Source organism: Spirosoma sp., from assembly GCF_026391055.1.
GTDB lineage: Bacteria > Bacteroidota > Bacteroidia > Cytophagales > Spirosomataceae > Spirosoma.
In genome coordinates this window covers 855,816-871,326 of record NZ_JAPLET010000026.1, presented here as the reverse complement: position 1 = coordinate 871,326, position 15,511 = coordinate 855,816, and the positions used below count along the sequence as shown (strand labels likewise).

Sequence of the window (15,511 nt, the reverse complement as noted above, 5' to 3'; positions counted from 1 at the left end):
AGGTCGCATCGGGTGATTCGATTCTATCGGTTAAAACCGGGTCTCTGTCGACGTTTATACCCTAACGGTCTATTGCGTTTTTACGGCTCACAGAATAGATGTTGTTTTGGTCAGTTAATTCGTGATACAACTGACAATGAAAAGATATTTCCTCCTTCTGCTCTTAGGAACGTTAACGACTCTGCTTGAACCCAGTGTCATCTATGCACAGTTTGGCCCTCCGGGTGGTGGCCCTGGTAGCTTCGGCGGGCAGGATACGCGCCGTAAAAAAGAATTTACGGGTGCGGCCGAAGAAACGCCTAAAGGAAATGGGAAGATAGCCGGGATACTGGTCGATTCGACTTCGGGCAAACCCGTTGAGTTTGCCACCGTTGCACTCATAAATGTTGCTACCAACAAGCCCATCGATGGAACGACATCGGATGCCAAAGGACAGTTTTCATTGACTAAACTGGCACCGGGCGATTACCGGCTTCAGTATTCGTTTATTGGCTACAAAACCCGCGACTCGCAGAAGGTCACCGTTGTAAAAGGCACAGACATCAACCTGGGCTCTGTAAAACTCCCGGCCGATGTGCGTACGCTGGGCGAAGTTGTGGTAACGGGGCAGGCGGCACTCATCGAAGAAAAAGTTGACCGGCTGGTGTTCAATGCCGATAAAGACATAACCGCCAAAGGGGGCGATGCCTCGGATGTGCTGAAGCGGGTACCCATGCTGTCGGTCGATCTGGACGGAAACGTTAGTTTGCGGGGCAGCCAGAATATCCGGGTACTGATCAACAACAAACCATCGACCATTGTGGCCGCCAACGTGGCCGATGCACTTAAGCAACTCCCCGCCGACATGATTAAATCGGTAGAGGTGATCACGAGCCCATCGGCCAAATACGATGCCGAAGGAGCCGCCGGTATTATTAACATCGTCACTAAAAAGAATACCCTGCATGGGCTGACGCTGAATGTTGATGCCGGAGCAGGGCTTCGCGCATCGAATCTGGGGCTGAACGGTTCGTACCGCCAGGGTAAACTGGGCCTGACCCTGGGCGGTTTCGGCCGCGCCGGGTACAATGGCGCTTCGTCTACCCTAGATCAAACCACGCAGGTTGGCGGACAGACATTGCGGACGAGCCAGCAGGGTACCGCTTTCGACAAGCCGATATTCGGGCAATATACGCTGGGTATGGACTACGATCTGGCTAAAAATCAGTCGTTATCGGCTAACGTTCGGTTTGGTACCCGAAATTTCATTCAGCAGCAAACCCAGTTGACCAATACTTACGCCAACGAAGTACTGCGCAATATGTCGAATCGCGATGTAGACCGGAAAGATCTGTCCAACTCGGTGGATATGAACCTGGATTATATCCGGACGTTCAAGCCTCAGCAGGAATGGTCTATCTCCACTCAGTACAGCCGCACAGGGTTGACTAATAACTTCTACGCCGATATTCTTGGCCAAACGGGCGAGCTGACCAGCCGCCAGCGCAACCTCAACAACAACACCAACCAGGAGTTTACGATCCAGACCGATTACCAGACGCCCATCCGCAAAAACCAATTGCTGGAATTTGGGGGCAAGGCTATTATGCGGCAGGTTGATAGCCGGTTTCAGTACCAGCTTGGCGGCAGTACGGGTGAGCTGGTTTTCGACCCGACAAATCCATCCGGTTCATTGCTCTACAACCAGAACATCGGCGCGGGGTACATTTCTTACACTTACGTAACGCCCAGCAAATACACATTCAAAGTGGGTACCCGCTACGAACACACGGGTATTACAGCAAAAGCAAACGAAAATACAAACCTGAATATTCCCAGTTACAGCAATCTGGTGCCCAGCATCAATGTTTCGAAAAGTCTGAAAGGGGGAACGACCGTAAAAGCCGCTTATAACCGCCGGATTCAACGGCCAGGTTTGCAACAACTGAACCCAAACGTAAATACGGCCAACCCACAGATGATTATGGTGGGTAACCCAAACCTGAGCCCCGAACTAACCGACAACGTTGAGCTTAGTCTGAGTTCGACCGTCAAGAAAACGTACATCAATGCCTCCGTATTCGGGCGGCTGACCAACAACGGTATCTCCCAAATCCGGATACCATCCGATACGCTGGCCGGGGCGATCATCACGACGTTTCAAAATATTGGCGTACAGCGCACCGTTGGTACCAACATCTTTTTCAATACTAGCATCACACCTAAATGGACGGTCAACGGCGGTATTGATGCGTACTATGTGTACATGCAGGGCCTGACGCCGGGTGCCGACGGGAAGTCGATCACGATCAGCAATACGGGTGTGAGCCTTGGCGGGCGGCTGATGAGCCAGCTTCAGCTCGACAAAGGGTGGAGCGCGCAGGTGTTCAGCTTTTTCCGGGGACCAAGCCCCCAGTTGCAGGGCACTATGGGCAGCTTTTATATGTACTCAGTGGGCATTCGGAAAGATGTGGCAAACAAACGGGGCAGCATCGGACTAGCTGCCGAGAACTTCGCGGGTGGCGTAACGATGCGCACTACGCTGAACACGCCAACGCTGTCGTCGGTGAGTGTTACTAACCTGTACAACTCAAACGTAAAAGTGACGTTCTCGTACCGAATCGGCAAAATGACCTTTGAAGCACCCCGCAAAAAGGGCCGTTCGGTTAGTAATGACGACGTAAAAGGTGAAGGCGACGGTGGTGGTCAGCCACAGGCAGCTCCCGCAGCGGCCCCGGCGGGCGGTCGACCCCGATAAGGTTACTTGTTCGAATACCATAGACTTTACTCTGTTCAGTTAATTATTATCAAACCAATTCAAACACACATGAAAACACTTGTATTCTCCATCGCTGCCCTGCTTAGTCTGTCAACTGCTTACGCGCAAACCTGGGCGGTGGATAAATCACACTCTCGGGTAGGCTTTACGCTTACGCACAATTTGCTGTCGGATGTTGACGGTAATTTCAAATCGTTCGATGCAAAAATTTCCTCGGCAAAAGCCGATTTGTCGGATGCCACGTTCGAATTAACGGCCGATGTAAACAGCATCAATACCGACAACGAGCGCCGGGATGGTCACCTCAAAAGCCCCGACTTCTTTGATGCCGCCAAATTTCCAGCCCTGTCATTCAAGAGCACGTCGTTCAAAAAAGTGGAAGGAAAGCAGTACAAACTGATGGGGGATCTGACTATGCACGGCGTTACAAAACCCGTAACGCTCAATGTGACTATGGTTGGCCCTGTTGCCATGAAAGGCATGGGTGGTAAAGAGCAGGAAAAAGCTGGTTTTAAAGCGAGCGGCACCATCAAACGGTCTGATTTCGGCATAGGTACGATTCCGATCGTAGTCGTGAGCGACGAAATTGAACTCAAAGTGAACGGGGAGTTTACCAAACAAGATGCCGCCATTGCAGAAAAGAAGTAATTCGACGAGTTAATTGCGTGAACAAAATTCGTCTATCCAGTTAAGGCGTTGCCCCAACGGGTACCCGTTGGGGCAACGCCTTAACTTATTGATTAACAGAAGCCTTTTTTTACTAAACCAACTAGTTCTCTTTCTTTATTGCTTGATTTTATGATAACAAGACGGAATTTTTTACGTGATGCCGGTGCGCTAACCCTGAGCGGCCTCGTGCTGCCAACGCTGACGAAGGCAGATTACCTCTTTGCGGTAGCCCCTAAGTATCCCATCGGTATCCAGCTATTTACCCTCTTCCAGGCAATGAATGAAGACCCGAAGGGAACCCTGGAAAAAGTAGCGGCTGCGGGGTACAACGAAATAGAATCGGCCTTTAATACGCGTGGAGGCTATTACGGCTATTCGGCCAAAGACTTTCGAAAACTGGTTAGTGATCTGGGTATGACCTGGCGGGCACACCATGCCGGGGGTGCCCCCTTTCGCCCACGGCCTGCGGCAACACCGCCCGCAGGAGCCGCAGCACCGGCCGCACCCGCACGACCGGCAATGGATTTCTCCAAGATGCCGCCCATGCTCAACCTGCGCGACAACTACCAGCAGTTGATCGATGAGGCCGGTGAGGGTGGATTGTCGTATCTGGTCTGTTCCAGCACACCCGTTGGTACCATTGATGACATTAACAAGTCGATCGAGGTATTTCAAAAGACGGGTGAAGCGGCCAAAAAAGCAGGAGTCGGTTTCGCCTACCACAACCACGCTACCGAATTCGACCCCGTTGAAGGTGGTAAGACACCCTATGAGCTAATCCTGTCGCAGACGGATAAAGAATTGGTAAAGATGGAACTGGACCTTGCCTGGGCTACCAAAGCGGGGAAAGATCCCGTGGCTTTGTTTAAAGAACAACCCGGCCGGTTCCCGCTCTGGCACATCAAGGATATTAAAGACGACAACAAAACGATTACCGAAGTAGGCAACGGTAAGGTCGATTTTAAAAAGGCGTTTTCAGCGGCTAAAACAGCGGGTCTGAAATACTTCTTTGTGGAGCAAGACATGGCTCCGCAGGGTATCGAAAGTATTACGACCAGCATTACCAATCTGAAAAAGATACTGGCTTAACCAGCCCTTCCAATGAGAAAAACGATAATTAACACCGGCAAAGGGACCCCCCGTTTGCCGGGTCTGTTCAACCTGTCCGTCAACGCAGGTCTGTTGCTGGGACTAGCCTCTTTTGTGATGCAGGATGGACCGGCTAAGCCCGACGAAACCCGTTTTACACCTGTCGTGCTGGCCGAGGACCTCGATGAGCCAATGGTGTTTGAGGTAGCTAAAGATGGTACAGCGTTCATCATCGAGCGAAAAGGGGCGCTGAAAAAATACGACCCCGTTACCAAAACGGTTGATCTGGTCGCGACTATTCCGGTAAACACGAAGTACACCTCGGCGCAGGGGCGTGTATCGGAAGCGGAAGAAGGACTTCTGGGTTTGTCGCTTGACCCGAATTTTGACCAGAATCACTGGATGTACCTCTATTACGCACATCCAACCGAGAAGAAACACATTCTGACCCGCTGGGAGTACCGCAACGAAAAACTGGTTGAGAACTCGCAGAAGGTAATGTTGGAGGTAACTACCCAGCGTGAAGTGTGCTGCCATACGGGTGGCGGAATGACCTGGGACCGGGCGGGTAATCTGTACCTCACCGTGGGTAACAACACCGGAAACCAGCAGGCTGCCCAAACCGACGAACGCCCCGACCGTAGTAGTTGGGATGATCAGGGCCATGCGGGCAATACCAATGACTTACGGGGAAAAATCCTCCGTATTCATCCCGAAGCCAACGGAACGTACTCCATTCCGGAAGGAAACTTGTTTCCAAAAGGAACCGCCAAAACCCGCCCCGAAATTTATTCCATGGGGCATCGTAACGCCTGGCGCATTTCTGTTGACAGTAAGACGGGCTATGTGTATTGGGGTGAAATCGGTCCCGATGCTACGAAAGATTCTGAAATCGGTCCGCGCGGATACGATGAGATGAACCAGGCCCGAAAGCCGGGTAACTTCGGCTGGCCGTGGTTCGTGGGAAATGATCAGGCCTTTCCGGTGTACGACTACGCCAACAAGAAGCCTATGGAGAGAAAAGATCCGAAAAATCCGGTTAATAACTCGCCCAACAATACCGGACTGACGAATCTGCCGCCAACGGCTCCGTCGTTCATTTACTATCCATACGCGGTTTCGGAGGAGTTCCCGCTGGTGGGTACAGGGTCGCGTTCGGCAACGGGCGGACCGGTGTATCATCAGGCTGACTTTAAAGGAGCCAAGCGGCCCTGGCCCGCGTATTATGAAGGGAAATGGCTCATCACCGACTTTTCCCGAGGCTGGATCATGGCCGTTTCCATGGATGCCGAGAGCAATTACAAGTCGATGGAGCGGGTGCTGCCTGGCTATCATCCGGTGGAACCCATCGACATGAAATTTGGCCCCGACGGCGACCTGTACGTACTCGAATACGGTAGCAACTGGTTCCGCAAAAGCGACAACGCCCGCCTGGTTCGAATTGAATACAACAGCGGCAACCGCAAGCCAATAGTACAGGCGTCAGCGAGTAAGCCGGGCGGTACTGTTCCGTTGCAACTGACGTTGTCTGCCGATGGGAGCAAGGATAACGATGGTGATGCACTTAGCTACCAGTGGAAAGTAACCTCGCCGGGTGTTGCCCCAAAGGTGTTTACGGCCGCTAATCCCACCGTTACCTTCGACAAAGCCGGTGTTTATACCGCTACACTGACGGTCACGGATGCACATGGTGCCGCTAACAGCCAATCGGTACGCATCATTGCCGGAAACGAAGCACCGGTTGTTGCTGTAAATCTGACAGGAAATAAAACCTTCTTTTTTCCCGATCAGCCCATTCAGTATGCAGTCAATGTGTCGGACAAGGAAGATGGTACTCTGGCTAAATCAACGGCTGCTCCGGGCCATATAAGTCCGGCTCGGGTGGCTATGAGTATCGACTACACCTCCCAAGGCTTTGATTATGCCGAGGTAATGCAGGGGCAGCGGAGCGTCGATGCCTCTACTCAGTATGCTGTAGCACAGGCCCTGATAAGCCAGAGCGATTGTAAAGTATGCCACCAGATCGACACAAAGTCGGTAGGTCCGGCCTTTACTGCCGTTGCTGCCAAATATAAAGGGGATGCCGGAGCGCCTGGACGACTGGTCAGCAAAATCCGACAGGGTGGCGTAGGCGTTTGGGGCGATGTGGCCATGCCTGGTCACCCGGCCATGTCGGTTGCCGATGCGGGTATTCTGGTGAACTACATTCTGCATATCAACGAAAAAACGCTCAGCAGCTTACCCATGGAGGGGATCTATACCCTGAAAATCCCGGAAGGTGACAAAGGCGACGGGTCCGTATTGATTCGGGCGGCTTACACCGACCGGGGCAAGGCAGAAGCTAAAGGCGGCAAGCCCGTACCGGCCCAAACCAGTGAGCAGCTACTGGTACTGCGCAGCCCACAACTCGACGCGTCTACCGCTGCTATTATTCGTGGTGCAGAGGTAAAAGCCAAAGGTATGGGCAAAGGAGAGAATGTGATTCCGTACGTAAACAGCTACATCGGTTTCAGGAAACTGGATTTAACGGGCATCAAACAGCTTGAACTGACGGCATCGGCACAGAGACGCGAAGGGAGTTCGGGCGGTACAATTGAAGTTCACCTCGACTCGCCCACCGGCCCCCTCGCTGGCGAAACGGTTGTCGAACTGGCACCGGAAGTGGATATGGAAAAGCTGATGGCTCAGCTGGAAGCCGGACCGAAACCACCCGTCGGTGGCGCAAATGGATCGGCAGCGACACCCGGTAGTCCTGCTACTCCCGGCGAACCCGCTAAACCCCGGCCCAACCCCTTTGCGCGGCCCCCTGTGTACCTGACGCTGAAAAATGCGGAGGGTGTTCACGACGTATATTTTGTCTTTAAAAACGATCAGGCAAAGGCCATTCAGCCGTTGATGTCGCTATCAAGTATAAAGTTTATGAATAAAGCGAAGTAATAGTCTGGTAACGAAAGAATTGGCTAGCATGATCATCAAGCTAGCCAATTTTGTTACAGCGCTGGCCGAGTAAGCTAGATCATCCCTTACGATGGTAACAAGCGTTCTCTGTATTAATGCATTAGTAGCCGGTTGAACTTGCTTACTTTGCGATAAGTATACGTTATCAGCACATATGGAATTACGTCAGCTTCGTTATTTCGTTGAAGTAGCGCAGGAGTTGCATTACAGGCGGGCCGCTGGTCGGCTTTTTATTTCTCAGCCAGCCTTAAGCCAGCAAATACAACTGCTGGAAAATGAACTGGGGGTAGAACTGTTTGTCCGGAGCCGACGAACCATCCAACGGAAAGTAGAACTGACCGATGCGGGCCGCGTGCTCCTGAAAGAAGCTCGTCAGCTCCTCCAGCTAAGTCAGCAAGCCATTGAGGCTACCCGGCGGGCAGGTTTGCAGCAACCTATTCGGATGGGCGTTTTCAAGACGTTGCTTCGGAGCCGTATTGTCGATGTGATGACTCTGCTGTCGGAGCGGGTTCCTCAGGCGACCGTCAAACTAGTTGAATTGCCTTCGTTTCTAGCGGTGCAGCAGGCGTTGATTGACAACACGATCGATTTAGGACTAACAATTCTACCGTTGCAGTCGTCCAGTCTATCTGCCATTCCATTCACCAAAAGCTCTATATCCGTACTACTGCCCCGGCATCATGCACTGGCTAGGCTAGACAGCCTTTCGCTGGCTCAGTTACAGTACGAGGCATGGGTTGAAATACCAGCCCCGCTCAACCCGGTTTTCGAATCGGTTGAGTGGCTTTGCCGACAGGCGGGGTACCAGCGGCATATTGCGCAGGAAGTAACATCGCTCGATTTGCTGGCCGAACTGGTGCAGCTTGGCAAGGGAGTGGCGCTGATCCCGTCTCATTTTAATGTGAGTCAGTTGGCGGGTGTGGTCGCTATACCCTTAGTTAATCAACAGAACAGCCCTTATGTGGAGCTGGAACTCCAGCATGTGGTGGCTTATTTATCGAGTAATTCGTCGCCGGCGGTTGTTGCGCTTGGGCAGCAGATGCAACTTGACGAGTAGCTTTACGCTGAATATGTGGTTCCAGGTATAGATCAACAACCGCTTCATCCCTTTACTGTGTCAATTCATTCAGTTTAAATGACAGGTCAGGCAGACTGCCCCTGACGAGGTTTATCCGGCTCTCTACATTTGTGCAGAACTAAATAAAACTCAATCAAATACTGTAATGAACATGACGTATGTAAGTCGTTTACTAGCCTGGGTATTCGTTGTAACAATGCCCCTTTGGTTTGGCAGCTGCAAAAACAATGACAGCAACGGTGGAGATCCTGTAACACCAAACTCGGTGGAAGGAAGCTGGAAAATTTCGGGTATGAAGCTATCCGATGGCAAAACAACCCAGGATTACCTGGCGCTGATGAAACTGTATGCCGGTGAGGATGTCGTTGCCTGTCTGACCGATATAACCTTCACGCTTAAGGGCAATGGCACCGTAACGGGTACCGATTCACCAAAGTGTAAGTCTAATGGGGCTGATGAATACAACCCTGTCGGAAAACAGGCTACCTGGAAGACAGCAGGAAATAAACTGACAATTACCGGCGAAGACGGCCCGTCTACGTACGACTATACCGTAAATGGAAACGTAATGACCTGGAGCATTCTGGAAAAGGATGACATTGATGGCGATGGAATTGAGGAAACCTACACCACCATAGTCGAATTCAAACGAGTATAAGTTATATAGTCCGCCAGTCACTAACACACCCGAACGTAAGCCTGCGGAAGACGCGTATCAACACGAGTTTTTCGCAGGTTTGTTCATTCAGCACATTCATGCAGGGTGGCAATGTAGCTCTCCAGATAGGCTGGCATAGCTTTGCTTTTATATTGCAGAATATAGCGTGGATGGTCGAGGGTGACGATTCGCTCGAAGAAACCCTGTTGGTCGTTCAGCCTGTGTAAATACGTTTCGTTTTTCCGGCCCAGACAAACGGCTACCCGTCTGTTACTGCCAAATTCCAGTTGCGTACGAACGGTGTCGGTAATGGACGGCCAAAGGGCTTCGGTGGTGGCCCGGTCATCGTAAAAGTTGTAGTTTTTAGGTCCGCTACCCGGTATGGTTTTGGTAAGCGCCAGCGGAAATAGAGAGGTCAGGAAAAAGCGACTATAAAACGCCTTCGCACCACCAAACGCATCGACAACCTGATAAATGAACCGACTCGACAGTTCGGGTGTATCCCGAAGGTCGTTGTCGATGCCGCAATACCGGCGCAGGTTCTGGGGTGTGGTAAAGGAAATGCCCGTTACGCCCGCCCCAAATCGCCCCGGATTAATGCCCAGTATAAACACACGCGGGCTGGTATCCGAAAAAAAACTAGTGTAAAACTCGCTGACAATCGTCTTTACGTCCAGCTGCTGATAGGGATTCATGACGCCTATATCGGGCGGCAGGTTGGTCGGAGCAACCAGCGAGTTATAATACGCAATGGCTTTGTCGGCGAAGGTGGTCATTGTTTTGTTAGCTCCTAATCAATAAAGCTGTTTAAGGTGAACAATGGATTGATATTCAGTCTTTATGTGGCTTATATCCCCGTTAAGTGGTCAGTTGGTCCAAAAATTAACCACAGAGGCACAAAGGGCATAGAGGTTTATCCGGGGAGGCTATAATGGGTTATAGCCTCTATGCTCTTTGTGCCTCTGTGGTTACTCTTCTTTTGCTTAATGGTACTTATTCTTAAATAGACCTGCTTTACCCCATCTATTCCCGTTACTCACTTTATTTGAGCTAAAAATAAAGTCGGGATACTAGTCCCGACCTTGTTTTAGTAAGTTCAGCTTAAGCCTTGATTCTTATTTAATATTCTTCCGGCGGTTGCGCTGGAAGTCTTCGAACATCATATTGCCCAATCCCTGCAATCCACTATAATAAGCCCGGCCATTGTTTACTTTGGTAAACTCCTGCACAAACTGCTTGAGGTAGGGGTCAGAGGCAATCATGAACGTCGTAATAGGAATCTCCAGCCGACGGCATTGAGCAGCCAATGTCAGAGTTTTGCTAACGACTTTGCGGTCGAGGCCGAATGAGTTCTTGTAGTATTTGATCCCTTCTTTCAAACAGGTCGGTTTGCCGTCGGTGATCATGAATATCTGCTTGTTCTTGTTCTTCCGCCGACGCAGCAGGTCCATAGACAGTTCAAGTCCGGCTACTGTATTGGTGTGGTAAGGACCAACTTCCAGATAAGGAAGCTCTTTTGCCTGAATCTGCCAGGCATCGTTACCGAATACAACAATATCGAGCGTGTCTTTAGGGTATTTCTGTTTGATGAGTTCAACCAGCGCAAGAGCAACCTTTTTAGCAGGCGTAATGCGGTCTTCGCCATACAGAATCATCGAGTGGCTAATGTCGATCATCAGCACCGTCGACGTTTGGGTCTTCTGCTCCTTTTCCGTCACCTCCAGGTCGCGCTCCATGAGTCTGAACTCTTCAACTCCGCTGTTAATCTGCGCGTTTTTGATGGATTCGGTCATGGAAATCTGTTCCAGCGTATCGCCAAACTGGTACGTGCGCAGGTCGCTGCTCAGCTCGTCGCCTGTTCCGGTATAAGGCGTATTGTGGTTTCCGCCCGACTTGGAGCGTTTGAGTTTTCCGAAAATTTCTTCCAGTGCGCTTCGCCGAATCGTTTGTTCGCTTTTTGGCGTCATAACGATCTTGCCTTCCTGGTTCTCTTCGGTCAGATAGCCTTTTTCTTTCAGGTCGTCGAAGAAGTTACCGATGCCGTATTTATCGTCGGTGAGGCCATATTGCCGGTCAAGCTGGCTCATCCAGGCCATCGCTTGTTCTACGTCGCCGGAGGTAAGAAGCAGCAACTGCTGAAAGATGTTCAGCAACTGATCAAATTTGCTGCCTTCCTTCTGTTCGGGCGGTATGTAATCAGAAAATTGGAAGCCTTTCATACGAATTGTCGTTTGTAGAGCCGCAATACCTTGCGGCTTTGGTAGGCGTTAGCAGCACAGTTGCTCATAAAAAGGAAGATGCCAACGTATTGTTTGAACAGCGCGTTTCGTGGATTTGTTCGGTTGGCTTATAACTCAATTATCAGGGTTAAGTCCGGTAAAACGTCCTCACCGCTTAACTGGACGCTTGTTCCTGCTTTGCTTTCAATGGAACCGTTTTTCCGGTAAATGAACACCTGCCGATTTGCTCGGTCGATGAGCCAGCCAGGTTTATATCCGTTAGTCCGATACTCTTCCATTTTTTGCTTTCTATTCGGCCAAATCATCGCTTTTGGAACGAATCTCGACCAAAAAGTCTGGATAAAGTGGCGCAAAGCCCTGGCGTTCCGGTTGGGGAATAGCCTCCCACCGCTCACGGCTGACCAAGGCCACATCGGGTTAGCGCGCGGCTTAGTTCGGTAATTTGAAGCCGGTGGAAGAATCGAACACATAGCTGAGTTTCATTCGACGGCTCCAAATGCCTATTTCGCCGGAAATATCGACATTATAATGTCCTGTTTCTGATCCGGTGTGGGGTATAAGAATAATGTTTCTGTTGGCGTCGCGCTCCAACTTCGTGGTTTCATTGGCCTGACACAGGTCGAAGAAAAAGGCATCATCAAATTCCCGGTAGCGGGTAGGGCGTATTGTGCGAAGTACCTGTTCCATTTGCGGCAATTCTGTTTTATCAAATATAACGGGAAATACATTTAGGTGGCCAGTTAATCCCCCAAATGCACCGTCCGATGGCCCCACGCCATGAAAACGCTCCTGCTTACGTTCGCCCTGCTTACCGGTTTATTCACCAACACGATTGCAGCCTACCGGCTGGCCGCTCCCGGCGATTCGGCCACATACAAATTGACTATTGATTTTACAAACGTTACCAAACGTACAGGTCTACTCTATGTTGGCCTCGTTAACGACGCGGCTGATTTTAACGGAAACTCATACCGTAAGGCCCGCATACAGATTCCCTCCACGGGCGATTTTCAAGTTAAGTTCGATGTGCTACCCGCCGGACGATATGCGGTTAAAGTATTTCATGATTTAAACTACAACCAGAAACTTGACAAGACGAACCAGATGCCAACGGAGCCATTCGGCTTTTCGAATGTAACCATGTTGATGGGACCTCCTTCGTTTGAGCAATCGGCCTTCGAGTTCAATGCGCCCAAGCCCATTGTTATCCGCCTGATCGGGCAATAATCATCTTTATCGCCCAAAAGTAAAACGAACGACCACCATGAACCGGATCATTTTTCTCAAAAACCTGTTGGGCACAGGCCTCGCACCAGCCATTGCACTCGCCAGCCCGACTGTCAACACCCTTCAAATGGAAGTACTACGAACCATGTACGCATTCGTGCCAAAGACTATTCGGGAGGTACCCGATGCTAAACTGCTGGAAAAGGATGATTTCATGGGTAGATGCATCCCAAACTGGCGTACACCACGGAGAACCAGATTATCCACCATCGGCGACAATGTATGGTCTATCTACGGCTGAAAGGCGTCACGCCCGAAGGGTATTTAGGCTGGTAACCCTACAGTTGCGCCAATAGGTAGAGAACAGCCATGCGAACAGCTACGCCGTTTTCGACCTGATCCAGAATGATGGAATGCGATGAATCGGCTGCGTCGGAGGTTAGTTCGACGCCCCGATTGATTGGGCCGGGGTGCATGAGCACAATGGGCCGGTCCAGTTCATCGAGCATTTGTTTCGAAATGCCGAAATACAGCGAGTACTCCCGCAGCGACGGAAAGTATTTGATCTGCTGACGCTCCAACTGAATGCGGAGAACGTTGGCCACATCGCACCAAGCTAAAGCCGCTCGAACGTCGTGCCCCACTTTTACGCCAAGAGCGTCGATATGTTTTGGGATGAGCGTTTTAGGGCCGCAAACCATCACTTCGGCCCCCTGTTTCTGAAGGCAGAAAATGTTGGACAGTGCCACCCGGGAGTGGGTAATGTCGCCAATGATGGCTACTCGCTTACCGGCCACATCGCCCAGTTTTTCACGAATCGAGAAGGAGTCGAGCAGGGCTTGGGTGGGGTGTTCGTGGGTGCCGTCGCCCGCGTTGACAACATTGGCTTTGATATGTTTTGTCAGGTAATGCGGAGCGCCGGGACTACTGTGGCGCATCACCACCATATCGACCTTCATGGCCAGAATGTTGTTGACCGTATCCAGCAGCGTTTCCCCTTTTTTGACCGAACTGCCCGATGCCGAAAAGTTAACAACATCAGCAGATAAACGCTTTTCTGCCAACTCAAACGAGAGCCGGGTGCGGGTCGAATTTTCGAAAAAAACGTTGGCAATGGTCACATCACGTAGAGAAGGGACCTTCTTGATGGGGCGATTGATGACTTCTTTGAATTGACTGGCCGTGTCCAGAATAAGTTGAATGTCAGACTCGGTCAGGTCTTTGATACCCACCAAATGGCGGACACTAAGGGATTGGGCCATGAGAGCAGTATAACTATAAATTGGGCAAAGATAGACCGGAACCCGTTAAAGTAAAATGGCTTCGCCGGATTCGATGTGGAATGATGGCTCCCGGCGGGCGAATTCTGGCTGTTTAGTCAGATATTACGTACGGCTAATTACCGTTTCGCAAAGGGGAAAATAGTGGACTCCACGTGCGATTCATTCATCAGCTTGATCAGATAGCGGGCTTTGTCGGGATATTTACTCGCCAGATTATGGCTCTCGAACGGGTCTTTGGCGAGGTCGTATAGTTCAATAGGGCCATTGGGATTACCCGCGGCCTGCAATCGAACCGCTTTCCAGTCGCCTTGACGGATGGCTTGTTTGCCACCACCTTCATGAAATTCCCAGTAGAGGTAATCATGTTTACGCTGAATACCTTTGCCGGTCAGTGCAGGCACAAAGGAAATGCCGTCGATTCGGGCCGCTAGTTTCGCTCCGGCCAGTTCGGCAAAGGTGGGGAGAAGGTCCCAGAAGGCACCGACAAAGTCGCTTTGGCTTTTGGGCTTGATAACCCCCGGCCATCGGGCAACGAAGGGTTCACGAATGCCGCCTTCGTACAAATCCCGCTTGATACCCCGAAATCCGCCATTACTATTAAAAAACGTTGGGTCACCCCCTCCTTCGGCATGGGGCCCGTTGTCGCTGGAAAAAATAATCAGTGTATTTTTATCGAGCCCCTTCGCTTTGAGTTTAGCCATCACCTGACCTACGTATACATCGAGTCGGGATACGAGAGCGGCATAAGCTGCGTGGGGATAGGCTTGGGAAGCATAGCCATTCACCTTGGCATTAGGCCCATAATCGGCACCTATATAGGCCTTTTCCGTGAATTTTCCTTTGTAATGGGCCAGCAGGCTGTCATCGGGGGCAATGAGTTCCGCATGAGGGAGCACATAAGGCAGAAACAGGAAAAACGGCTTGTCACCGACGCGCTTATCCAGAAAACGCAGAGCTTGTTTTTGAATCAGGTCGGGCGCGAATTCGCTGGTTTGGGCGAGGTTCTTGTTCTGGGTGAGTACTACTTTTTTGTCATTGTCCCATAAATGGTTAGGGTAATACCGGTGCGCCAATGCCTGACAGTTGTAGCCATAAAACCGGTCAAATCCCTGTTTGAGCGGGTCTCCTTCGGAGCCTGTGGGGCCAAGTCCCCATTTGCCAAAAGCGGCTGTTGCATACCCGGCATTCTTCAGGACTTCGGCCATCGTCAGCACGGAGTCGGCAATGGGTTGCTGCCCTTCCGGCTGGATTTCGCGGTTTCCCCGGATGTAGGTATGGCCGGTATGCTGCCCAGTCATGAGGGCCGATCGGGAAGGGGCACATACCGTAGTGCCGGCATAAAACTGCCTGAACTGTATACCTTCGGCAGCCAGCCGGTCAATATTGGGTGTTTTAATGAGGTTTTGTCCATTTATACCAACATCCCCGTAGCCCAGGTCATCGGCCAGGATAAAAATGATATTCGGACGAGCCGGTAGTCGGGATTGCGCTTGAGCCCAGCTGAAAACGAAGAGTAAGAGTCCTGCAAAAAATTTAGTCATTATGAAGTGT

At 51.0% G+C, this 15,511-nt stretch carries 15 protein-coding genes; 8 read left to right on the top strand and 7 right to left on the bottom strand.

The annotated features are described in order from the left end of the window. Positions 1-136: 136 nt before the first annotated feature. The 6 genes from NT073_RS27080 (at position 137) to NT073_RS27055 (ending at position 9,210) form a co-directional block, all read left to right on the top strand. Positions 137-2,737, top strand: coding sequence for an outer membrane beta-barrel protein (locus NT073_RS27080; protein WP_297380030.1), 2,601 nt, complete (start codon positions 137-139; stop codon positions 2,735-2,737). Between the two features lie 69 nt (positions 2,738-2,806). Next, a complete protein-coding gene (locus NT073_RS27075) occupies positions 2,807-3,406 on the top strand; it encodes a YceI family protein (protein WP_297380028.1) in 600 nt (199 codons plus the stop codon). 150 nt (positions 3,407-3,556) lie between these two features. After that, positions 3,557-4,516, top strand: coding sequence for a sugar phosphate isomerase/epimerase (locus NT073_RS27070; RefSeq protein ID WP_297380025.1), 960 nt, complete (start codon positions 3,557-3,559; stop codon positions 4,514-4,516). A 12-nt stretch (positions 4,517-4,528) separates the two neighbouring features. Continuing rightward, positions 4,529-7,453: a PQQ-dependent sugar dehydrogenase gene (locus NT073_RS27065; RefSeq protein WP_297380023.1), complete on the top strand. Its 2,925-nt coding sequence runs from the start codon at positions 4,529-4,531 to the stop codon at positions 7,451-7,453. A gap of 175 nt (positions 7,454-7,628) precedes the next feature. Beyond that, the gene (locus NT073_RS27060) at positions 7,629-8,531 is read left to right on the top strand and encodes a LysR substrate-binding domain-containing protein (RefSeq protein ID WP_297380019.1); all 903 of its coding nucleotides are present in this window, start codon (positions 7,629-7,631) and stop codon (positions 8,529-8,531) included. Between the two features lie 166 nt (positions 8,532-8,697). Beyond that, entirely contained in the window at positions 8,698-9,210 is a 513-nt protein-coding gene (locus NT073_RS27055; protein ID WP_297380015.1) for a lipocalin family protein, read from the top strand. 83 nt (positions 9,211-9,293) lie between these two features. On the opposite strand, the gene NT073_RS27050 is transcribed toward NT073_RS27055, so the two are convergent. The 5 genes from NT073_RS27050 to NT073_RS27030 form a co-directional block, all read right to left on the bottom strand. Beyond that, complete coding sequence (locus NT073_RS27050; protein WP_297380012.1) at positions 9,294-9,986, bottom strand: uracil-DNA glycosylase family protein; 693 nt, start codon at positions 9,984-9,986, stop codon at positions 9,294-9,296. Between the two features lie 339 nt (positions 9,987-10,325). Beyond that, a complete protein-coding gene (locus NT073_RS27045) occupies positions 10,326-11,429 on the bottom strand; it encodes a VWA domain-containing protein (protein WP_012924956.1) in 1,104 nt (367 codons plus the stop codon). Between the two features lie 128 nt (positions 11,430-11,557). After that, a complete protein-coding gene (locus NT073_RS27040) occupies positions 11,558-11,728 on the bottom strand; it encodes a Uma2 family endonuclease (protein WP_297380003.1) in 171 nt (56 codons plus the stop codon). 10 nt (positions 11,729-11,738) lie between these two features. Beyond that, positions 11,739-11,861, bottom strand: a complete 123-nt coding sequence (locus NT073_RS27035; RefSeq protein ID WP_297380000.1) for a hypothetical protein — start codon at positions 11,859-11,861, stop codon at positions 11,739-11,741. A gap of 18 nt (positions 11,862-11,879) precedes the next feature. Continuing rightward, on the bottom strand, positions 11,880-12,137 hold the full coding sequence (locus NT073_RS27030) for a Uma2 family endonuclease (protein ID WP_297379997.1): 258 nt from the start codon (positions 12,135-12,137) through the stop codon (positions 11,880-11,882). A gap of 90 nt (positions 12,138-12,227) precedes the next feature. On the opposite strand from NT073_RS27030, the gene NT073_RS27025 reads away from it, so the two are divergent. Together NT073_RS27025 and NT073_RS27020 are read left to right on the top strand one after the other, a co-directional pair. After that, on the top strand, positions 12,228-12,677 hold the full coding sequence (locus NT073_RS27025; protein ID WP_297379994.1) for a DUF2141 domain-containing protein: 450 nt from the start codon (positions 12,228-12,230) through the stop codon (positions 12,675-12,677). A gap of 37 nt (positions 12,678-12,714) precedes the next feature. Next, positions 12,715-12,978, top strand: a complete 264-nt coding sequence (locus NT073_RS27020; protein ID WP_297379992.1) for a hypothetical protein — start codon at positions 12,715-12,717, stop codon at positions 12,976-12,978. Positions 12,979-13,015: 37 nt separating this feature from the next. Here the strand turns inward: NT073_RS27020 and NT073_RS27015 are convergent, their stop codons facing one another. Then, a complete protein-coding gene (locus NT073_RS27015) occupies positions 13,016-13,939 on the bottom strand; it encodes an aspartate carbamoyltransferase catalytic subunit (RefSeq protein WP_297379990.1) in 924 nt (307 codons plus the stop codon). A gap of 137 nt (positions 13,940-14,076) precedes the next feature. Continuing rightward, on the bottom strand, positions 14,077-15,501 hold the full coding sequence (locus tag NT073_RS27010) for an arylsulfatase (RefSeq protein WP_297379987.1): 1,425 nt from the start codon (positions 15,499-15,501) through the stop codon (positions 14,077-14,079). Positions 15,502-15,511: the final 10 nt, after the last annotated feature.